The organism is Streptomyces sp. NPDC054863 (assembly GCF_053610825.1).
The window spans coordinates 18,280-39,800 of record NZ_JBSGZD010000029.1 but is presented as its reverse complement, the minus strand read 5'-3'; the positions used below and the strand labels follow the sequence as shown (position 1 = coordinate 39,800).

Genomic DNA, 21,521 nt, shown 5'->3' with positions numbered 1-21,521 from the left:
ATTACCGGTCGGACAGGGGGAATTGACGTGACAACGGCAGTGGGAATTCCCGGACACGGGAACGGATCCGAGTCCGGGTCCGAGAAGGGAAACGGGTCCGGGAAGGGAAATGGGTCCGGGAAGGGAAACGGAAACGGGAAGGGGCCCGGGAACGGGCACAGGAACGACCCCGGGCGCGGCGACGCGAGCGGGCACACGGCCGTTGCCGCGCGGGCCCGGCAGGTGGTCAAGGCGTACGGGGCGGGGGAGACCCGCGTCGTCGCGCTCGACCACGTCGACGTCGACATGGCCCGCGGTGAGTACACCGCGATCATGGGCCCCTCCGGGTCCGGCAAGTCGACGCTGATGCACTGCCTGGCCGGGCTGGACACGGTGTCGTCGGGGCAGGTCTTCCTCGACGACACCGAGATCTCCGGCCTCAAGGACAAGCAGCTCACCCAACTCCGCAGGGACCGCGTCGGTTTCATCTTCCAGTCCTTCAACCTGCTCCCGACGCTCAACGCGATCGAGAACATCACGCTGCCGATGGACATAGCGGGCCGCAAGCCGGACGCGGCCTGGCTCCAGCGGGTCGTGGAGACCGTCGGGCTCGCGGACCGGCTGAAGCACCGGCCGACGGAGCTGTCCGGCGGACAGCAGCAACGGGTCGCGGTGGCAAGGGCGTTGGCGGCCCACCCCGAGATCATCTTCGGCGACGAGCCGACCGGAAACCTGGACTCCCGCTCCGGCGCGGAGGTGCTGGACTTCCTGCGCCGCTCGGTCGACGAGCTGGGGCAGACGATCGTGATGGTGACGCACGACCCGGTGGCCGCCTCGTACGCGGACCGGGTGCTGTACCTGGCCGACGGGCGGATCGTCGACGAGATGCGCCACCCGACGGCCGACCTCGTCCTCGACCGGATGAAGGCCTTTGACGGGCGGGGGCGCACATCATGACCGTCTGGAAGACCTCGCTGCGCAACTTCCTCGCGCACAAGGGCCGCATGGCGCTCTCCGCCGTCGCCGTCCTGCTGTCGGTCGGGTTCGTCTGCGGCACCCTCGTCTTCACCGACACCATGAACACCACCTTCGACAAGCTCTTCGCCACCACGTCGGCCGACGTCACCGTCACGCCGAAGACCGACAAGGACGACCGCTCCGCGCAGAATGCGGGCCGTCCCGCCGTCCTGCCCGCCTCCGCCGTGCGTACGGTCGCGGGCGCGGACGGCGTGAAGTCCGCCGAGGGCACGGTCGGCAGCATGTCGATCACCGTCGTCAACGCCGACAACAAGGACATGGGCTCCAGCACCGGAGCCCCGACCATCGCGAGCAACTGGTCGGCCAACGACGCCCGTTCCATGGACATCACCTCAGGGCGCGCGCCGCGCGGCCCGGCCGACGTCATGATCGACGCCGACACCGCCGAGAAGCACGGGCTGAAGCTCGGCGACGCACTGCGCACGATCGCCGTCACCGGCGACTTCACCGCACGGATCAGCGGCATAGCGACCTTCAGGACCACCAACCCCGGGGCCACGGTCGTCTTCTTCGACGGCGCGACCGCGCAGCGGCAGCTGCTCGGCGGCCAGGACCGGTTCACCGGAATCAACGTCCAGGCCGGGCCGGGGGTGAGCGACGAGCAGCTGAAGAGCAAGGTGGCCGCCGCGCTCGGGCCCGGCGCACCGGGGGCCGCCCCGTACGAGATCCAGACCAAGCAGGAGGCCGGCGAGAAGAGCAAGGACGACCTCGGCTCCTTCCTGGACGTGATGAAGTACGCGATGCTCGGCTTCGCCGGGGTCGCCCTCCTCGTCGGCATCTTCCTGATCATCAACACCTTCTCGATGCTGGTCGCCCAGCGCACCCGTGAGATCGGCCTGATGCGGGCGCTCGGCTCAAGCCGCAGGCAGATCAACCGGTCTGTGCTGCTGGAAGCGCTCCTGCTCGGTGTGGTGGGGTCGCTGCTGGGCATCGCGGCGGGCGTGGGCCTCGCCGTCGGGCTGATGAAGTTCATGGGCGTGATCGGCATGAAGCTGGACACGGGCGACCTGACCCTCAAGTGGCCCACCCCCGTCATCGGCCTGGTCCTGGGCGTCGTCGTCACTGTCGTCGCCGCGTACCTGCCCGCCCGCCGTGCGGGCAAGGTGTCCCCGATGGCCGCCCTGCGCGACGTCGGCACCCCCACCGACGCGAAGTCCGGCCGGGTCCGGGCGGGCATCGGTCTGGTCCTCACCGTGCTCGGCGGGGCGGGGCTGTACGCCGCCGCGCGGTCGGCGAAGGCGAGCGAGGGCTCGCTCTTCCTCGGCGTCGGTGTCGTCCTCACCCTGGTCGGGTTCGTGGTCGTCGGACCGCTGCTGGTCTCGGTGATCGTGAAGGGGCTCAGCGCCGTCGTGCTGCGGGTCTTCGGCCCGGTCGGCCGGATGGCCGAGCGCAACGCGCTGCGCAACCCGCGCCGCACGGGAGCGACCGGCTCGGCCCTGATGATCGGGCTCGCCCTGGTGGCCTGCCTGTCGGTCGGCGCGTCCTCGATGGTCGCCTCGGCGACGCAGGAGCTCGACAAGTCGGTCGGCGCGGACTTCACCGTACGGTCGAACAACCGGCAGCCCGTTCTGCCGCAGGCCCAGCAGGCCCTGGCCAAGGCGGACGGCATCGCCCGCCTCACCCACTACAAGCTGGTCGACGCCCGGGTGACCGCCCCCGACGGCACCTCGGAGCGCAAGTCGCTCGCCGCCACCGACCCCTCCTACCTCCAGGACCTGCGCCGCGAGACGGTGTCCGGCGATCTCGCCGCCGCCTACGCACCGGGGGCGATATCGGTCGGCGAGGACTACGCGAAGCAGCGCGGGCTGAAGGTCGGCGACGCGCTGCAGGTCGTCTTCCCCGGCGGGAAGAGCGCCCGGCTGAAGATCGCCGCGATCACCTCCGACGACGTCAACGTCGACAAAGGGGCGCTCTACCTCAACATCACCACCGCCGCCGCGCACACCCCCGCCGCCCTGATGCCGCAGGACATGGCGGTCTTCGCGAAGGCGGCGGAAGGGCAGGCGGACGCGGCGTACGCCTCGCTCAAGGCGGCTGTCGCGAAGTACCCGCAGTACCGCGTCCTGAACTCCACCGACTACAAGAAGGACCTCAAGGCGCAGATCGACCAGCTGCTCAACATCGTCTACGGGCTCCTCGGGCTGGCCATCGTCGTGGCGGTCCTGGGCGTCGTCAACACCCTCGCCCTCTCCGTCGTCGAGCGGACCCGGGAGATCGGCCTGATGCGGGCCATCGGCCTCTCCCGCCGCCAGCTGCGCCGGATGATCCGCCTGGAGTCGGTCGTCATAGCCCTCTTCGGCGCGCTGCTCGGTCTGGGGCTCGGTCTCGTCTGGGGCATGTCCGCCCAGAAGCTCCTGGCGCTGGAGGGCATATCCGTCCTGGAGATCCCCTGGCCGACGATCCTGACGGTCTTCGTGGCATCGGCGCTGGTCGGCCTGCTGGCCGCCCTGGTCCCGGCCTTCCGGGCAGGCCGTATGAATGTCCTGACGGCCATCGCCACGGACTGAGCGGCCGGGCGGGATGCGTTCTCCGAGGGCGCGCGGGGGCTGGTCGCGCAGTTCCCCGCGCCCCTGAAGGGGTTCGGCCAGCGGCTGTCGGTGGGGCGTCGTAGGCTGGAAGCCCCCGGCCCGTGCGACGTGTCGGGCGGTTCGCGTTGCCCACCGGCCGCACCGGCAGGTGGCCCTGCGCGGCCACCAAAAGTGTTCTCAAGCATCGGATGGATGCCCTTCATGAGCCTGCACGGCCTGCTGGACGCAGTGGTACGAGACTCGGCGCTCGCCGAAGCGGTGAAGGCCGCCGTCGACGGCAACCGCATGCACGTCGACCTCGTCGGGCCCTCCGCCGCCCGCCCCTTCGCGCTCGCCGCGCTCGCCCGTGACGCCGGACGGCCCGTGCTGGCGGTCACCGCGACCGGGCGGGAGGCGGAGGAGCTGGCCGCCACCCTGCGGACCCTGCTTCCCGAGGACTCCGTGGCGGAGTTTCCCGCCTGGGAGACGCTGCCGCACGAGCGGCTCTCACCCCGTTCGGACACCGTCGGCCGCCGTCTCGCCGTACTGCGCAGGCTCGCCCATCCCCGCGCCGACGATCCGGCGGCAGGCCCGGTGAGCGTGGTCGTCGCACCCGTACGTTCCGTGCTCCAGCCGCAGGTCAAGGGTCTCGGCGACCTCGTCCCCGTGTCCATCCGCTCCGGGCAGAGCGCCGACCTCGGCGAGCTCACCGCCGCCCTCGCCGCAGCCGCGTACTCCCGGGTCGAACTGGTCGAGAAGCGCGGCGAGTTCGCCGTCCGCGGCGGCATCCTGGACGTGTTCCCGCCGACCGAGGAGCACCCGCTCCGCGTCGAGTTCTGGGGCGACGACGTCGAGGAGATCCGCTACTTCAAGGTCGCCGACCAGCGCTCCCTGGAAGTCGCCGAGCACGGTGTGTGGGCCCCGCCCTGCCGCGAGCTGCTCCTCACCGACGACGTGCGGGAGAAGGCGGCGGCCCTCGCCGAGGCCCACCCCGAGCTGGGCGAGCTCCTCCACAAGATCGCCGAGGGCATCGCGGTGGAGGGCATGGAGTCCCTGGCCCCGGTCCTCGTCGACGACATGGAGCTGCTGCTCGACGTCCTGCCGGAGGGCTCGATGACCGTCGTCTGCGACCCCGAGCGGGTGCGCACCCGGGCCGCCGACCTCGTCGCGACGTCGCAGGAATTCCTCCAGGCCTCCTGGGCCGCCACCGCCGGCGGAGGCGTGGCGCCCATCGACCTCGGCGCCGCCTCCCTCTGGGGCATCGCCGACGTCCGCGACCACGCCCGTGACCTCGGGATGATGTGGTGGTCGGTCTCCCCGTTCGCCGCCGACGACGTCGACCACGAGGACGACACCCTTCAACTGGGCATGCACGCGCCGGAGTTGTACCGGGGCGACACGGCCAGGGCTCTCGCCGACACCAAGGGCTGGCTGGCCGACGGCTGGCGCACCGTGTTCGTCACCGAGGGCCACGGCACCGCGGCCCGTACCGTCGAGGTCCTCTCCGGCGAGGGCATCGCCGCCCGCCTCGACGCGGACCTCGCCACCCTCTCGCCGAACGTCGTGCACGTCGCCTGCGGCGTCCTCGACCACGGCTTCGTCGACCCGGTCCTCCAGCTCGCCGTCCTCACCGAGACCGACCTGACGGGCCAGCGCACCGCCACCAAGGAACTCGGCCGGATGCCGGCCCGCCGCCGCAAGTCCGTCGACCCGCTCACCCTCCAGGTCGGCGACTTCATCGTGCACGAGCAGCACGGCGTGGGCCGCTACATCGAAATGGTGCAGCGCACCGTCCAGGGCGCCACCCGTGAGTACCTCCTCGTCGAGTACGCACCCGCCAAGCGCGGCCAGCCGGGCGACCGCCTCTACATCCCCACCGACCAGCTGGAACAGGTCACCAAGTACGTCGGCGGCGAGGCCCCGACCCTGCACCGCCTGGGCGGCGCCGACTGGACCAAGACCAAGGCGCGCGCCAAGAAGGCCGTCAAGGAGATCGCCGCCGACCTCATCAAGCTGTACTCGGCGCGGATGGCCGCCCCCGGCCACACCTTCGCCCCCGACACCCCCTGGCAGCGCGAGCTGGAGGACGCCTTCCCGTATGTGGAGACGCCCGACCAGCTGTCCACCATCGCCGAGGTGAAGGAGGACATGGAGAAGTCCGTCCCCATGGACCGCCTGATCTGCGGCGACGTCGGCTACGGCAAGACGGAGATCGCGGTACGGGCCGCCTTCAAGGCCGTCCAGGACGGCAAGCAGGTCGCGGTGCTGGTCCCCACGACGCTCCTCGTCCAGCAGCACTTCGGCACGTTCACCGAGCGCTACGCCCAATTCCCGGTCAACGTGCGCGCGTTGAGCCGCTTCCAGACCGAGACCGAGTCGAAGGCCACCCTCGAAGGCCTCAAGGACGGCTCCGTCGACCTGGTCATCGGCACCCACCGCCTCTTCTCGCAGGAGACGAAGTTCAAGGACCTGGGCCTGGTCATCGTCGACGAGGAGCAGCGGTTCGGCGTCGAGCACAAGGAGCAGCTGAAGAAGCTCCGGGCCAACGTCGACGTCCTCACCATGTCGGCCACGCCCATCCCCCGTACGCTCGAAATGGCGGTCACCGGCATCCGCGAGATGTCCACGATCACCACCCCGCCGGAGGAGCGCCACCCGGTGCTCACCTTCGTCGGCCCGTACGAGCAGAAGCAGATCGGCGCCGCGATCCGCCGCGAACTGCTGCGCGAGGGCCAGGTCTTCTACATCCACAACCGCGTCGAGTCCATCGACCGGGCAGCGGCCAAGCTCCGCGAGATCGTCCCCGAGGCGCGCATCGCCACGGCCCACGGGCAGATGTCGGAAACGGCCCTCGAACAGGTCGTCGTCGACTTCTGGGAGAAGAAGTTCGACGTCCTCGTCTCGACGACGATCGTCGAGTCCGGCATCGACATCTCCAACGCCAACACCCTGATCGTCGAGCGCGGCGACAACTTCGGCCTCTCCCAGCTCCACCAGTTGCGCGGCCGGGTCGGCCGGGGCCGCGACCGCGGCTACGCCTACTTCCTCTACCCGCCGGAGAAGCCGCTCACCGAGACCGCGCACGAGAGACTCGCGACCATCGCCCAGCACACCGAGATGGGTGCGGGCATGTACGTCGCGATGAAGGACCTCGAAATCCGCGGCGCGGGCAACATGCTCGGCGGCGAGCAGTCCGGACACATCGCGGGCGTCGGCTTCGACCTCTACATCCGCATGGTCGGCGAGGCGGTCGCCGACTACCGGGCGGCCGTCGACGGCGGCGCGGAGCAGCCGGAAGCCCCCCTGGAAGTCAAGATCGAACTCCCGGTGGACGCCCACGTCCCGCACGACTACGCCCCCGGCGAGCGCCTGCGCCTCCAGGCGTACCGCGCGATCGCCTCCGCGAACACGGAGGCCGACATCACCGCCGTGCGCGAGGAACTCACCGACCGCTACGGCAAGCTCCCGGAGCCGGTCGAGAACCTCCTGCTGGTGGCAGGCCTGCGGATGCTCGCCCGCGCCTGCGGGGTCGGCGAGATCGTCCTCCAGGGCCCGAACATCCGGTTCGCCCCGGTCGAACTCCGCGAGTCCCAGGAGCTGCGCCTCAAGCGGCTCTACCCCCGCACGGTCATCAAGGGCACGGCCCACCAGATCCTGGTGCCCCGCCCGAGCTCGGGCCAGATCGGCGGCAAGCCGGTCGTGGGCCGCGAACTGCTGGCGTGGACGGGCGAGTTCCTGACGACGATCCTCGGGTAGCCGACGGTCTTCGGATAGCCGACGATCCTCGGGCAGCCGACGGTCTTCGGATAGCCGACGGCCCTCGGGCAGCAGAAGATCCTCGGGCAGCGGCCCGGGGTCCCGGTCCCCGCCGGACAACACACCGCCCGCGATGCCGAGTCGATCGGCTTCGCGGGCGGGGGTTCAGGAGGCCCGTTCGGTGTCGGACGGCACCTGCACCGGCTCAGGGTGCGGGGTCGTCCTTCTGGTTCTCGCCCCTTCCGAGGGCGTCTGTTGCCTTCTGCTGGGCCTGGTCGACCTTGTCGGCGTATTTGCCACCGGTCTTCTCGTCGACCTCGTCGCCGACGTTGTCGACGTTGTCGACGATGTCCTTCGCCTTGTCCTGGGCCTGGTCCTTGAACCTGTCGAAGATCCCCACGGGCGGGCTCCTTCCGCAGAAGAGAACGGGACATTTCCGACGCTACGCCCGGGGTGCGGATTGCGCGCGCCGGGGCGCCGCCGGGCGCGGCCTTCGGCGCGTGGTGTGGACCGGGCCACAGTCCGGTGGTGTGTCGCGGGTCGGCCGGTCGGTTCGGGGCACTCATTCCTATGGTGGGGCGTTTGCCGGTGTTGGACTTTCCTTGGGGTGGCCCGTCTTGATATCTCGTACGACCAAGAAGACCTGGCAGGCCGTGTCGGCGGCGGGACTCGGGGCGGTGCTGCTGCTCGGGAGCGCGGGCTGCGGCTCCGCCACGAATACGGACAAGGGCTCGGGCGCGGGCGGCGGGCAGGGCGGGCCCGTCGGGAAGCCGGGCTCCGCACTGGCCGCCGTGGGCGAACTGACCGTCAAGGGGCGGGCGGCGAAGACCGGTTACGAGCGGAAGGCGTTCGGGCGGGCCTGGGCCGACACCGATGCCAACGGGTGCGGCACCCGCGACGACATCCTCAAGCGCGACCTGAAGAACGTGAAGTTCACCGACGGCAAGTGCAAGGTCGCCTCCGGGGTGCTGCAGAACGACCCGTACACGGGCGGCCGGATCGAGTACAAGCGCGGCGCCAGCAAGGTCGACATCGATCACCTGGTGGCCCTGTCCGACGCCTGGCAGAAGGGCGCCCAGCAGTGGAAGCCGGGCAAGCGGCTCGCGTTCGCCAACGACCCGCTGAACCTGCTCGCCGCGGAGGCCTCCGCGAACCGCCGCAAGGGCGACGGCGACACCGCGACCTGGCTGCCGCCGAACAAGGCGTACCGGTGCGCGTACGTCGCCTCGCAGGTGGCGGTGAAGAAGAAGTACGGGGTGTGGGTCACGGCGGGGGAGCGCGACGCGATGCGGAAGGAACTGAGCGGGTGCCCGGAGCAGCGGTTGCCGGCCGGGGGGAATCCGACGGAGGCGAAGGTGGGGAGGTAGGGACGGGCGTAGGGGCGTAGGGGCGTAGGGCCGTAGGGGGGCGGGGCACAGGGGAGAACCCCGGTCGGGCCGCCTTCTCCTGCGGCCCTACCGGGGTTCTCGCGCGGTGCGGTCGGCTCCTGCTCCTGCCTCTGCCCCTGCCCCTGCCCCTGCCCCTGCCCCTGCCCCTGCCCCTGCCTCAGAGCTTGAGCTCCCACTGGTTGGCCTTGTGCGTGAAGTCCGGGGTGACTTCGACGGTGAGGTTCTTCGCCGTGGCCGGGGCGTCGAAGGCGAGCTTGACGGTGGCCTTCTTGCCGGGGAGCAGGGTCCCCGAGAAGCCCGCGCCGACCTTCTCGCCGTCGTAGATCTGCTCCGCGTTCACACCGTCCTGGCCGGCCCGGGCGGTCGCGGTGACGAGCGTGGCGTCGAACTTCGCGGTGCCGCGGTTCTCGACGACCACCGTGACCGTGTAGGCCTTGTTGCCCTTGGTGTGGCCGATCGCGTACTCGCCCGGTGTGTACGGCTTGGGCCGCGAGACGGTGACGGTGAGCTTGTCCTCGTACTCGGCGGAGTCGCCCGCGGCGAGGGCCTTGCCCTTGCTCCTGCCGTCTGCGGCGGCTGCGCCCTTGTCGGCGCCCTTCTTCGTGGCCTCCTGGCCCGACAGGGCCTTGTCGATCTCCTTGATGCCGTCGTCCACCGCCTGGAAGAGCTGCACCGCGCCCACCACCGACAGGATCAGTGAGACCAGGCCGAGAGCCGCTCCGGTCAGGGCGACGCCCTTGTTGGTGGCCTCGCCGCGCTTGACCCGGCCCCGGCCAATCAGGCCCAGGATCAGGGCGGTCAGGCCGAGGATTCCGGCGGCCCAGAAGAGCAGCGGGATCAGGCCGGACAGTGCGCCGACGATGCCGAGGATCAGGGCGGCGGTGCCGAGTCCGTTGCGGGCGGCCCGAGGAGCGCCGTGGCCGCCCTGGCCACCGTGACCGCCGTGACTGCCGCCACCGCCGTGGCCGCCGTGCTGCTGCGGCGCGTACTGCTGCTGCGGGTCCTGGGTGTACGGCGGCTGGTTCGAGTACTGAGACATGGGTGTCCTCCGGCCGAAGCCACGTGGGAACGGGTTGCGATGGGTCAATGACAACAGAAGCTGTGAACCGAGTCAACACGATTCACAGGTATTGATCTCTTCACGCCGTGAATCGGGTGTGTATGCAACTGTCGGTATGCTCGGGTCCACAGTTCAGGTGTGTGTACGTGCGTACGAAGGGAGCAGCAGCCGGTGCCGGAGGCCGTGACGAGCAACAGCGCAACAGAGGTGACCGCTGCCGGAATCGCCCGGCTGGCCGGAGTCGGCCGGGCCGCCGTGAGCAACTGGCGGCGCCGCCACCCCGACTTCCCCAAGCCCGTCGGCGGCACCGAGACCAGCCCCTCCTTCGCGCTCGCCGAGGTCGAGGGCTGGCTGCGCACCCAGGGCAAACTCGCCGAGGTTCCGTTGCGGGAGCGGGTCTGGCAGCAGGTGGCCGGCCATCCCGCCGGGGCCGTCGCCGCCCTCCTGCACACCGGCTGCGCGCTGCTTCTCGTACGGGACAGGCCCACCGAGTGGCTCCGGATCGCCGCCGTCTCCGACGCGAAGTGCGCCGAGCTGCTGCCGGTGGCCGTCGAGCAGGTGCTGGGCAACCGGCTGGGGCCCGCGCCCCGGGCGGTGGCCGTGCCCGCCGCACCGGACTTCGCCGCGTCCGTGCCGCTGCTGCGCGCCGCCGCCGAGCTGGCCGCCGAATCCGGCGCCGGGCAGGCGTACGAGTTCCTGCTCGGGCGGCACCTCGATGCCAACCCGCGCCAGTACACGCTGACCCCGCCGGGACCTGCCGCGCTGATGGCGGCCCTGGCCGGGCGGCCCCGTACCGTTCTCGACCCCGCGTGCGGCACCGCCTCCCTGCTGTGTGCCGTCACCGCCGCCACCGGCGGGGACGGGCCCACCGCCCTGTACGCCCAGGACGCCGACCCCGACCTGGCGGCCCTCGCGGCGCTGCGGCTCGCCCTGTGCGCCGACGCGGCCACCACCGAAGTGCGCGCCGCCGCCGCCGACAGCCTGCGCGCGGACGCCTTCCCGCAGCTCGTCGCCGACGCCGTGGTCAGTCACCCGCCGTTCAACGAGCGCAACTGGGGCCACGACGAACTGGCCTACGACCCTCGCTGGGAGTACGGCTTCCCGGCCCGTACGGAGTCCGAACTGGCCTGGGTCCAGCACGCCCTGGCCCGGCTGCGCGGCGGCGGCACCGCCGTCCTGCTGATGCCGCCGGCCGCCGCGTCCCGCCGCTCGGGGCGCCGCATCCGGGCCGACCTGCTGCGCCGGGGCGCTCTGCGCGCCGTGGTCGCCCTGCCCGCAGGCGCGGCCCCGCCGTACGGGGTGCCGCTGCATCTGTGGGTACTGCGCAAGCCGGGGCAGGGCGCCCGCCCCGCCCCCGAACTGCTCGTCGTCGACACCGCCGACCTCTCGGACGCCGGCCGCGGCAGGCTCGACTGGGCCGCCCTGCACACCGCCGTCCTCGACACCTGGCAGGCCTTCGACCGTGACGGCACGGTCGAGGAGCGCCCGGGGGTGAGCCGCTGCGTGCCCGTCATCGAGCTGCTCGACGACGACGTGGACCTCGCCCCCGCCCGCCACCTGCCGCCCCCGGCCGCCGGCGGCGGTGCGGCCGAGCTGGCTTCCGTACGGGAAAGGCTGGCCGACACCCTGCGACTGACCGCCGAGCTCAACCCGCGGCCGGCCCCGGCCGCCGAAGCGGGGGGCGCCGCCCACTGGCCGCACACCACCGTCGGCGAACTCGCCCGTGCGGGCGCGCTGTTGCTCCGTACGGGAGGAAGCGGGATCGGGCCCGACGGGGCGCCCGTGCTCACCGAGACGGACGTACTCGCCGCAACCGCCCCCTCCGGCGCGGCCGTTGACGGCGGCGAGGGTGACGCCGTGCTCACCGCGCCCGGTGACGTCGTCGTGCCCCTCCTCGGCGGCGGCGCCGTCGCCCGCGTCGTCGACGAGGCGGGCGCGGGGGCGGTCCTCGGGCGCAATCTGCACCTCTTGCGGCCGGACCCGACGGTCGTCGACCCGTGGTTCCTCGCCGGGTTCCTGCGCGGCACCGCCAACAACCGCCGGGCCAGCAGCTACGCCTCCACCGCCGCCCGGCTCGACGTCCGCCGTCTCCAACTGCCCCGGCTGCCGCTCGCCGACCAGCAGCGGTACGGCGAACGCTTTCGCGCCCTCGCCGCCTTCGAGGACGCGCTGCGCACCGCGGGACGGCTCGGCGAGCAGCTCGTCCAGGGCCTGTACGACGGACTGGCGGACGGCACGGTGCAGACGGAGCGGCCGGAGCAGAGGGCGCAGACGGAGCGGCCGGAGCAGAAGGAGCAGAGGGAGCGGCCGACGCAGGCGGAGCGGCCGGCGCCGACCGAGTAGCCGGGGCGGACGGCCGGGCCTGGAGGGGCGCCGCCTCGAAGAGGTTGCGGCGAGAACGCGAGAAGTCGTCCGATCGGTACAACCCTGGGGCCGTTGTCGGAGTCGCTGTATACGCTCGTTGTACGTCCCCCAGCACGACTTGCCGCGTGCCGTCCCCCAGGAGCAGCCATGCACGGCCCCGGCCTCACGCCGCCGCGCAGCCGACCGCACACCGCCGTCCTGGTGCTGTGGCGGGTGGTCTTCACGATCCTCGCGGTGGGCAGCCTCGGGCTGCTGGCCTGGGGAGCGATGCTGCGGGTCGCGTGCGTGCGGCGCAGGCCGCTGGACTGGCTGTTGTTCGCGGCGGCCCTGGCACTGTCGATCGGCTCGATCGCGGTCATCGGCATCTGGGGCACACCCGCCGAGGTGGCGGCCGAGCAGGCGGCGCCGCCGAGCGCGGCCGACTGGGTGGCGCTCGCGGTGATGCTCGGGATGACGGTCGGGGTGCCGGTGCACTTCCTGATCGCCGACATCCGGCACTACCCGTTGCGGCCGGCCGCGGTTCCCGGGCCGCCGCCGCAGGGCTGGGCCCCGGCCGCACCGGTACAGCCGCCCTACTCGGGCGCTTCGTACGGATATCCGCCGCAGCAGTACCGGGCGCAGCAGAACCCGCCGCAGCAGTACCGGGCGCCGCAGTACCCGACGGAGCCGCAGCGACTCGCCCCGCAGCCGCAGCCGCAGCGCCCCGCCCCGCAGTCGCAGCCCCAGCCGCAGCCGTCCGTCCAGCCGCAGCCCCGTATCCACCAGGTCCGTGCCGAGCTCGACGAGCTCAGCGAGCTCCTGCGCAAGGACCGGGACACGGGCCGTGGCGGCACCCCGGGCGGCCCCCGGTGAACGGACGTGTCATCGCGGGCCGTTACGAGCTCTCCGCCCTCATCGGCCAGGGCGGCATGGGCCAGGTCTGGACGGCGTACGACCAGCGCCTCGACCGCCGCGTCGCCGTCAAGCTGCTGCGCCCCGACCGGATGGCCGCCGCCACCCAGGCCGACGACATGCGCCGCCGCTTCGTGCGCGAGTGCCGGGTCACCGCCCAGGTCGACCACCCGGGCCTGGTCACCGTGCACGACGCGGGCAGCGACAACGACGACCTCTACCTCGTCATGCAGTACGTCGAGGGCGCCGACCTCGCCGACCACCTCGCCGAGCACGACCCGTACCCCTGGCAGTGGGTCGTCTCGATCGCCGCCCAACTGTGCGCGGTGCTCTCCGCCGTGCACGCGGTGCCGATCGTGCACCGCGACCTCAAGCCGCGCAACGTCATGGTCAAGCCGGACGGCACCGTCACCGTTCTCGACCTCGGCGTCGCCTCCGTACTCGACACGGACACCACCCGCCTCACCCACACCGGTACCCCCATCGGTACGCCCGCGTACATGGCGCCCGAGCAGGCGATGGGCGGCGCGGTCGGCCCGTACACGGACCTGTACGCATTCGGCGTCCTCCTGCACGAACTGCTCACCGGGGACGTCCCGTTCGCGGGCACCACCGCTCTCGGCATCCTGCACCGCCACCTCCACGAGCCGCCGCTGCCGGTGCGGCAGGGACGCCCCGAGGTCCCCGAGCCACTCGAAGCCCTCGTCCTCCACCTCCTCGCCAAGGACCCGCAGCACCGGCCGGGTTCGGCACAGGAGGTGTACGAACGGCTCGCGCCCCTCCTCCCGACGCGCGCCGTGCGGCCCACAGGGCCGCTCGACCCGACCCGCCCCTTCCTGCGCCCGCACGCGCCGTGGCCCGACCGGGCGGCGACCGTGCCCCCGCCCGTGCCCGTGCAGCGGCCCGTGCCCGCGCCGTCCCGGCCGGACGTCGCGGGGGCCGTCGACGAGGTCAAGCAACTCCTCGGCGAGGGCCGCATCACCCAGGCCGTCGACATCCTCGGCAGCATCCTCCCGGCCGCCGCGGCGGAGCACGGCGAGCGCTCCCCGGTGGTGCGCATCCTGCGCAAGCAGTACGCGGCGACGCTCCTGGACGACGGCCAGTACCGGCGCGCCCTGCCCGAACTGCGCCGCCTCGCGGAGGACAGGGCCGCCGAATCGGGCCCTGCGGACCCGCAGGCGCTCCAGTTCCGCCACGACGCGGCGCAGTGCCTGGAACAGCTCGGCGAACCGGCCGCCGCACTCGCCGAGTACCGGGCACTCCTCGCGTACCACGAGAACGGCTACGTCTCGGGCGGCGACCCGGCCCGCGCCTTCGAACTCCGGCACCGGATCGCGCAGTTGCTGCTCGCGATGGGCGATCACGGGGAGGCGGAAAGGCAGTTGCAGGGGCTGCTGTACGAGGCGGAGCGGGCGTACGGGGCGTACCACCCCCTGGTGGCGGAGGTACGGAGGGGGCTGGAGAGGCAACGGCAGTTGGGCGGACGGGGCTGAGCCGGGGGCTGAGCCCGGTGGCTGCGGACCGGGCCTCGCCGACCGGATCCCTCCGACTGGGTCCGCCCGACCGGGCCCCCGCCCCTGCCCCGCCGACCGGTTCCCCCGCGACCCGGCCCCGCTGACTCTGCCCCGCCGACCCGGCCCCCGCCCCTGCCCCGCCGCCCGATTTTCGACGGCCGTGGCCCGCCCCGTCACCCCGGGTTCGCCCCGCCGTCGCACGGATGCCATGCCCCCGGTGGCCGGGTCGTCTAGCGTCCCGGCCATGCCACTGCTGACCCACCCCATCGCCCGCCGCGCCCTGCGCCCCTTCGCGGCCCTTGTCGATCAGCGCGTACGCACCCACACCAGCCGTACCAGCGGCGAACTCGCCGCCCTGCGCGCCGAACTGGACGTTCTCAAGAAGCAGAGCCACGCCGTGGAGATGCTGCTCGACCGCACGGGAAGGGGCGCGCACCGGATGCCGTCCGCCGGGCAGATCTCGACCCTGGTCGCCCAGGTGGCGGAGGTGAGCGGGAGCGCGCACGCGCGGCGGGCGGTGACCTCCGCGTTCCGTACGGTCGTGGTGCTGGAGGCGCTCGGCGTCGGGCGGCTCGCGGGCGGCACGTCCAACGTCTGCGGGAAGCTCGCCACGCTGCCGCTGCTCGCGCCGCCCGCGCACCGCGACGTACTCGAAATCGGCACGCTGTACGGCCTGTTCGCGACCGCGCTGACCAAGATGATGCATCGCGAGGGCATCGAGCCGAGGCTGACCATCGTCGATCCGCTGGTCGGCGCGCAGCTCCAGCCGGACGCGGTCCGCACCAGCGCGGACCCGACGGGCACACCGGTGCGGGAGGACGTCGTACGGGCGAACCTGGCGCTGGCGGGCGTGGCTCCCGGCGGGACGTCCGGGACCCGCATCCAGCAGGGCTTCTCGCAGGACCCGGAGGTCAGGTCGGCGGTGTCGGACCGGAAGTACGGAGTGATCGTCATCGACGGCGACCACTCCAGGGAGGGCGTGCTCGCGGACCTCGGGTGGGCGGAGGAGATCGTCGCCGAGGGCGGCATCGTGGTGCTCGACGACTTCGGGGACACGGCGTGGCCGGGGGTGCAGGAGGCGTGGGAGGAGCACCTGGCGGACGCCCGTACGAAGGGGGACGGCTCGCGGCTGACCTTCCTGGGGCAGGTGGCCACGTCCGGCTTCCTGCGGAAGGGCTGACGGCGGGTTGATGCAACAACGCCCGGTGTTCGCACAGGTGTTGAGGTTCGCCCTGGTGGGGGTGGTGAACACGGCCACCTTCTACGGGGCGTACCTGGTGCTGCACCGGTGGCTGCCGTACTACCCGGCCTATGTGGCGGCGTTCGTGCTGAGCATGATCGGCTCCTTCTTCCTCAACACCCGTTTCACGTACCGGACCCGCCCGACGTGGCGGAAGTTCCTCCTCTTCCCGCTGACCAACCTGACGAACTTCGTGGTCACTTCGGTGGGGGTGTTCGTGCTGGTGGAGTGGTGCGACCTGAACGACAGGGTCGCCCCGCTGGCGGCGGCGGTGGCAGCGATTCCGGTGACGTTCGTGCTGTCCCGCCGGATCCTGACGGACCCGGCGGGGAAGGAGCTGGCGGAAGCGGGCCGCTGAGCGGGGGCATCCAAGGCTCGCCGCGGTCCCCTCGGCCCGTCCGGCTTTCAGCCCGTCCGGCGTTCGAGGACGCGCGGCGCAGCCGTGCACGGGGCGCAGCCCCGAACCTCAGCCCCCACCCCGCCCCGCGGCAGCGTTTTCGGGAAGGAGCGGGGAGGGGCAGGCGCCGCAGGCAAACACCCACCACCCCCGCCCCGCACTCGCGGCACGCCCCCGCTCCGCCCCCGGCGCGCTCCCTGGGCGGTCGGGCCGTCTCCGTCGCGTCGGTCCCGGGCTCGGCGAGCGAGGGCGGCCCCCTCGACTCACGCCGCCCTGGCTCCGGTCCGCCGATCCGGCCCTGCCCCCGGCACTTCCGCTCCCGCCCCGCCCCCGGCGCGCTCCCCCTACGGCCGCGCCGTCACCGGCGCGTCGGTCCCGGTCCCGGTCCCGGTTCCAGGATGGGGCTCGGTCGGTGCAGGTCGGTCCTGCGTCGCAGTACCCGCCTCCTCGCCATGCCCCTTCCGCCGTCGCACCACATGCAACGCCCCCGCCGCCGCAGCGATCACGACCGAGCCCAGGCCCACCCCGACCCCCGCCCGCAGCCCCGGCGGCCGGAACGCGCAGCGGATCTCCGAGGCCCGTCCGCCCTCGCCCAGCGGAACCGCCAGCAATCCCAAGTAGTTCCCGGCAGGGGTGAGTTCGCCCCCGTCGACCGCGCACTGCCAGCCCGCGATCCGCGGCACGGCGAACACCGCGGTCCGCGGCGTCCCGGGCGCACGGTACGCACCGCCCACCCCGGACCCTGCCGCCCCCAGCCCCACCCGTATCGTCCCGTCCTCCACTGCCACCTCGCGCGCCCCGCCCGCGCGCAGCGCCCGTACCGCCGCCGTCAGCCGGTCCTCGCGCAGGCATGCCGCCTCCGCGCCCCGCGACCCCGTTCCGCGCAGGGAGAGCCGGACCCGCCCGTCCGCCGGGGCGACCCCCAGCTGCTGCATCGCCGCCCGCACCCGGCCCCGCTTGGCCTCGAAGGGCACGCCCTTGTCCTCACCCGCCGGGGCGGCCATCCGTGCCACGCCGTTGAATCCCGGCGCCCACAGGAAGACCGGCGCCCCGGGCGTGCACGTACCTGCCGTACCTGCCGTACCTGCCGTGCCTGCCGTGCCCGCCGTACCCGCCGTACCCGCCCTCTCTCCCGTCCCCGACAGCCTCTCGTACACCTTCGCTCCCAGCAGCAACTCCTGGTTGGAGAAGGCCGAGTGCCCGTACTTCGTCCCCTCCGGCAAGGAGTCCCGCACCGTCACCAGCGGCGCCGCCTCCCGCCGTACCACCGTGAAGTCGGTGTCCGCGCCCTTCCGGTACGTCGACCGCAGCCGGACGCCGACTCCGAACAGTGCGTCCGTCACCGGGTTGTCGAGGCTGTGCGGGGCGCGTCCGCTGCCGTTCCAGCCGTCGCCGAGTGCGCCCAGGGTCCGGGTCAGCACGGCGGAGGTCATGCTGCTGTAGTACGAGGCGCCCTGGCCGCCCACCACCATCGCGTCGTTGTGCACGGTCTGCGCGCGCCCCGGCTCGGTGCGCATGCGGGGCCACTCGTCCACCCCGTCGATCACCGCGCTCTGCGCGCTCTGCCGTGCGCCGTACGGGGCGTGGTCGTCCTGCGCGGCCACCCGCCGCTTCGCCGCCCACGCCGTCGCCAGGGCGGACTGCCCGACCGTGCACCCGACCAGCAGCACCGCAGCCGCCACGGTGTACCAGCGCCGCGCACGCCCCGACCGCACGGGCCCCGCCCGCCCCGGGTCCTGTCCCACCTCCCGCCCCGTACGCCCCAACAGCAACAGCGCGCCCGCCACAGCCACCAGCCCCGCCGCCGCCCCGGCCCACGCCCACCGCCCGGCGAAGGAAGTCCCCACCCCCGCCAGGGCCGCCAGCGCCACGCACGCGGTGCCTCCCGCCAAGGCCAGGCGTGGCAGCCGTACATGACTGACCGTCAGCCACCCGGCGATCACCAGCACCCCGCTCAGTACGAACGTCTGCCGGTACGAGCTCCCGTTCGGCTCCGCGAACGCGTGCCACGCCAGATGCGTCGGCCCCCACTGCATCGACACCAGCACCGCCACCACCAGCACGCACCACCCCACCCGCACCCGCACCGCGATCCCCCGGTGGAACGGCAGCGCGCACGCCAGCACCAGCACCACCGAACTCACGTACATCGCGGGCGAGCTGAAGGTGTACGTCGCCGGAAGCAGCCGCGCCAGCACATCCCCCCACCCCGCCTGCCGGAAGCTCAGCCCCATCCCCGGATACGCGTGCCGCGTCCCCGCGAACACCGTGAACAGCACCGGCGCCGACAGCCCGATCCCGAGCACCACCACCCCGCACGCCCGTACCGCGGTACGCACGAGACGCATGCCGCCCCGAGCGACCCCCGCGGCTTCCGCCCCCGACCCCGTCCCCTCGGTCAGCAGCCGCACCCCCAGTACGAGGCCCGCCCCGATCGTCGCCATGTACGCGGTGTAGAAGTTCGCCGTCCACACCAGCGCGACCAGCGGCACCCCCGCCCCGAACCACACCCGGAACCCGCGCCCCGTCCGCACCCATTCGCCCACCAGGCACAGCAGCGGCAGCCCGATCAGCCCGTCCAGCCACATCGGGTTGTACGACGCCTCGATCACCGCCCACCCGCACAGCGCGTACGCCGCCCCGAGGGTCCCGGCCGGCCACCACCGTCCGCCCGGACGCAGCGTGAGCAGCAGCCACGCCATCACCGCGCCCGCCGTCCCGATCCGCGCCACCGACGTCACGTACACCGCGAGGTCTATCTGCTCCTTCGGGAACAGCGCGACGAGCAGCGCGAACGGGCTCGACAGGTACGTCCCCACGTCGGGCAGGAAGCTGGAGCCGTACCCCGACTGCCAGTTGACCAGCCAGCCACCGTCCGCGCGGCCGTGCAGGACGTCCCACAGGTGGGCGTGGAAGGGGACGAACTGTGTGCCCAGGTCGTTCACGTTCCGGTTCATCCGCCCGAAGGGCTGGCTCCCCGCGAGCGCGGATCCCAGACAGTGCGCGAGCGCGGCGACCACGGCAGCGAGCAGCGAGGCCGCGGCGACGGGATGCGCGGCGATGCGGTGCGCGGCGGCATGGGGTGCGGCGACGGTCCCTGCCGCGAGGGGACGTGCGGCAACGGGACGTGCGGCGACGGTCCGTGCGGCGGGGGACAGGCGCAGCGGTCGGCGCGGACGATTCAGCATGAGGCCGACCGTAAACACCCCGCCAGGCACTTCACCAGCACCGCGCAATTCCGTTAACCGAACCGCCCTCCACCCGTCACACAACGCGTGAGGAAACGTCATCTGCCCGCGTTGCCATGACACATGCTCATCTCCCTCGTCGTGCCCTGTTTCAATGAGGCGGAGATCGTCCGGCGATTCCACGCCCATGTGTCACGGGAAATCGCTCCGCTGGCCCTGCCCACCCCGGCGTCCGTCCCGGGAGCGGACCGGGAATCCGCCCCGGAGCCCGCTCCGGCCGCAGAATTCGAATTCGTGTACGTCGACGACGGCAGCCGGGACGCGACGCTCGACCACCTCAGGTCGCTCGCCACCGCCGACCCGCGCGTCCGGTACGTGTCCTTCAGCCGCAACTTCGGCAAGGAGGCCGCCATGCTGGCCGGTCTGCGGCACGCCACGGGCGACGCCGTGGTGATCATGGACGCGGACCTCCAGCACCCGCCCGAACTCGTCGCCCGCATGGTCGACCTGCACCACCAGGGCCACGACCAGGTGGTGGCCCGCCGCACCAGGACCGGCGACCGCGTCACCCGCACCCTCACCGCCCGCGCGTACTACCGCCTGGTCAACCGCCTCGTCGACGTCGAGCTCGTCGACGGCGTCGGCGATTTCCGGCTGCTCTCCCGCCGCGCCGTGGACGCAGTGCTCAGCCTCACCGAATACAACCGCTTCTCGAAAGGGATCTTCGCCTGGATCGGATTCCCGACGGCGACATTCGAGTACGAGAATGCGGTGCGCGAACAGGGCGGCTCGAAATGGACCTTCGGAAAACTCCTCAACTACGGCCTCGACGGCGTCATTTCCTTCAACAACAAACCACTGCGGGCCGCCCTCTACTTCGGCCTCTTCCTCCTCGCCATTGCCGCCGCGTACACCGCGTGGATTGTCGGTGACGCGCTCGTCAACGGCGTGGAAACTCCCGGTTATGTCACCCTGCTCGTCGCGGTGACGGCCCTCTCCGGCGTCCAGATGGTGCTGCTCGGCGTCGTCGGCGAATACGTCGGCCGCATCTACTACGAGGCGAAGCGCCGCCCGCACTTCCTGATCGGCGAGACGAACACCGGCCCCCGCTCCGCACCCGCCGCATCCCCACGCGTGAACGACTCGTTGGTCGAACCGGTGGCCCGGACCACTCCGGCTGCTTAACATCAACAACTGCAAGGCCTGTTCGTCGCAATGCCGCACGATCACCGCCCCGGGAGGCCCCCTTTGCACCGCCGTACTCACGTCCGCGCCCGCAGCCGCACCCGCACCACGCTCCTCCTCTCCGCCGGCCTGCTCGCCGCAGTCCCCGTGCTCACCGCCTGCGGCAGCCAGGCCCACCCCGGCGCGGCAGCCCTCGTGGGGGGCGAACGCATCGAGACGTCCTCCGTCCAGAACCAGGTCAAGGACGTACGGGCCGCCCAGGCGAAGGCCCCTCAGGCCACCCAACTGATCAGCAGCACCGGCCAGATGAGCCGCGCCAAGCTGCACAGCATGCTCTTCGGCAAGGTCGTCGAGCGCGCGGCGGCCGACGCGGGCGTCGAGGTCAGCCGCAAGGAGATCCAGCAGGCGCGGGCCGCCGCCGTCCAGCAGGCGCAGGGCGAGAAGAAGCTCGGGGAGATGCTGGTCCAGCGCGGCATCGCCCCCGACCAGATCGAGCAGGCCGTACGCGAGGAGATCCTCCTCAACAAGATCGCCGCAGCGAACCGGGCCAGCCTCTCCACCCCGGACGGCCAGGCAAAGGTGACCAAGGTCCTCGCCGAGGCGTCCAAGGCCCTGAAGATCACGGTCAATCCGCGCTACGGCAGCTGGGACAACGAGAAGATCGGCCTCACCGACCGCCGCGCCCCCTGGATCACCCAGAAGACGAAGAACGCGGAGGCCCAGGCGGCGGAGCAGGCGGGCGTCCCCCAGACCCAGTAGCCCGAACGCGGCCCGAATCCGCAGGCGGCCCGCATCAGGAAGAGGCCCGTATCCGGACGCGTCCCGCATCCGGACGCGTCCCGCAGCCCGGCGGGTGCCCACCGCCGGGGCGGGGCCGCCTGACCGCGCTGCCACCGCACCTGCGCTGTCGTACCTCCGGGTCGCCCGACGAGGGCGCCCCCACCTGGGCCCTCGTGCTCCTGGTTGCCCTGCGAGGGCGGTCCGCACTTGCGTTGTCGTGGTCCCGGTTGCCCG

The 21,521-nt window shown here is 72.4% G+C and carries 14 protein-coding genes; 11 read left to right on the top strand and 3 right to left on the bottom strand.

Annotation, left to right across the window (positions count from 1 at the left end; all coding sequences use genetic code 11):
• Positions 1 to 222 precede the first annotated feature (222 nt).
• The 3 genes from ACWGIG_RS08670 to mfd all read left to right on the top strand — a co-directional run bounded on the left by ACWGIG_RS08670 (position 223) and on the right by mfd (position 7,280).
• A complete protein-coding gene (locus ACWGIG_RS08670) occupies positions 223 to 936 on the top strand; it encodes an ABC transporter ATP-binding protein (protein ID WP_453320806.1) in 714 nt (237 codons plus the stop codon).
• A complete protein-coding gene (locus ACWGIG_RS08665; protein WP_453320805.1) occupies positions 933 to 3,524 on the top strand; it encodes an ABC transporter permease in 2,592 nt (863 codons plus the stop codon). Before ACWGIG_RS08670 ends, ACWGIG_RS08665 begins: the two co-directional genes overlap by 4 nt.
• A 222-nt stretch (positions 3,525 to 3,746) precedes the next feature.
• Positions 3,747 to 7,280, top strand: a complete 3,534-nt coding sequence (gene mfd, locus ACWGIG_RS08660) for a transcription-repair coupling factor (protein WP_453320812.1) — start codon at positions 3,747 to 3,749, stop codon at positions 7,278 to 7,280.
• Positions 7,281 to 7,485: 205 nt separating this feature from the next.
• Here mfd and ACWGIG_RS08655 read toward each other — a convergent pair whose 3' ends face one another.
• Positions 7,486 to 7,680 carry an antitoxin gene (locus ACWGIG_RS08655; protein ID WP_453320804.1) on the bottom strand — a complete coding sequence of 65 codons (195 nt, stop codon included), beginning with the start codon at positions 7,678 to 7,680 and terminating at the stop codon, positions 7,486 to 7,488.
• Between the two features lie 217 nt (positions 7,681 to 7,897).
• Here ACWGIG_RS08655 and ACWGIG_RS08650 point away from each other — a divergent pair, with 217 nt between their 5' ends.
• The gene (locus ACWGIG_RS08650) at positions 7,898 to 8,647 is read left to right on the top strand and encodes an HNH endonuclease family protein (RefSeq protein ID WP_453320803.1); all 750 of its coding nucleotides are present in this window, start codon (positions 7,898 to 7,900) and stop codon (positions 8,645 to 8,647) included.
• A gap of 178 nt (positions 8,648 to 8,825) precedes the next feature.
• Here the strand turns inward: ACWGIG_RS08650 and ACWGIG_RS08645 are convergent, their stop codons facing one another.
• Positions 8,826 to 9,707, bottom strand: a complete 882-nt coding sequence (locus ACWGIG_RS08645; protein WP_453320802.1) for a DUF4190 domain-containing protein — start codon at positions 9,705 to 9,707, stop codon at positions 8,826 to 8,828.
• A 228-nt stretch (positions 9,708 to 9,935) separates the two neighbouring features.
• Between ACWGIG_RS08645 and ACWGIG_RS08640 the strand changes: the two genes are divergently transcribed.
• The 5 genes from ACWGIG_RS08640 (at position 9,936) to ACWGIG_RS08620 (ending at position 16,095) form a co-directional block, all read left to right on the top strand.
• Complete coding sequence (locus ACWGIG_RS08640) at positions 9,936 to 12,071, top strand: N-6 DNA methylase (protein WP_453320811.1); 2,136 nt, start codon at positions 9,936 to 9,938, stop codon at positions 12,069 to 12,071.
• A gap of 168 nt (positions 12,072 to 12,239) precedes the next feature.
• Complete coding sequence (locus ACWGIG_RS08635) at positions 12,240 to 12,944, top strand: hypothetical protein (protein WP_453320801.1); 705 nt, start codon at positions 12,240 to 12,242, stop codon at positions 12,942 to 12,944.
• Positions 12,941 to 14,476 (top strand): protein kinase domain-containing protein, encoded by a 1,536-nt coding sequence (locus ACWGIG_RS08630; protein WP_453320800.1) that lies wholly within the window; start codon positions 12,941 to 12,943, stop codon positions 14,474 to 14,476. The genes ACWGIG_RS08635 and ACWGIG_RS08630 overlap by 4 nt, the downstream gene beginning before the upstream one ends.
• Positions 14,477 to 14,741: 265 nt before the next feature.
• Positions 14,742 to 15,677 (top strand): class I SAM-dependent methyltransferase, encoded by a 936-nt coding sequence (locus ACWGIG_RS08625; protein WP_453320799.1) that lies wholly within the window; start codon positions 14,742 to 14,744, stop codon positions 15,675 to 15,677.
• 10 nt (positions 15,678 to 15,687) lie between these two features.
• Positions 15,688 to 16,095, top strand: coding sequence for a GtrA family protein (locus ACWGIG_RS08620; RefSeq protein ID WP_453320798.1), 408 nt, complete (start codon positions 15,688 to 15,690; stop codon positions 16,093 to 16,095).
• Between the two features lie 383 nt (positions 16,096 to 16,478).
• On the opposite strand, the gene ACWGIG_RS08615 is transcribed toward ACWGIG_RS08620, so the two are convergent.
• The gene (locus ACWGIG_RS08615) at positions 16,479 to 19,322 is read right to left on the bottom strand and encodes a YfhO family protein (protein ID WP_453320797.1); all 2,844 of its coding nucleotides are present in this window, start codon (positions 19,320 to 19,322) and stop codon (positions 16,479 to 16,481) included.
• A 123-nt stretch (positions 19,323 to 19,445) separates the two neighbouring features.
• Between ACWGIG_RS08615 and ACWGIG_RS08610 the strand changes: the two genes are divergently transcribed.
• Together ACWGIG_RS08610 and ACWGIG_RS08605 are read left to right on the top strand one after the other, a co-directional pair.
• Positions 19,446 to 20,507 carry a glycosyltransferase family 2 protein gene (locus ACWGIG_RS08610; protein ID WP_453320796.1) on the top strand — a complete coding sequence of 354 codons (1,062 nt, stop codon included), beginning with the start codon at positions 19,446 to 19,448 and terminating at the stop codon, positions 20,505 to 20,507.
• Positions 20,508 to 20,570: 63 nt separating this feature from the next.
• Positions 20,571 to 21,266, top strand: coding sequence for a SurA N-terminal domain-containing protein (locus ACWGIG_RS08605; RefSeq protein ID WP_453320795.1), 696 nt, complete (start codon positions 20,571 to 20,573; stop codon positions 21,264 to 21,266).
• Positions 21,267 to 21,521 lie beyond the last annotated feature (255 nt).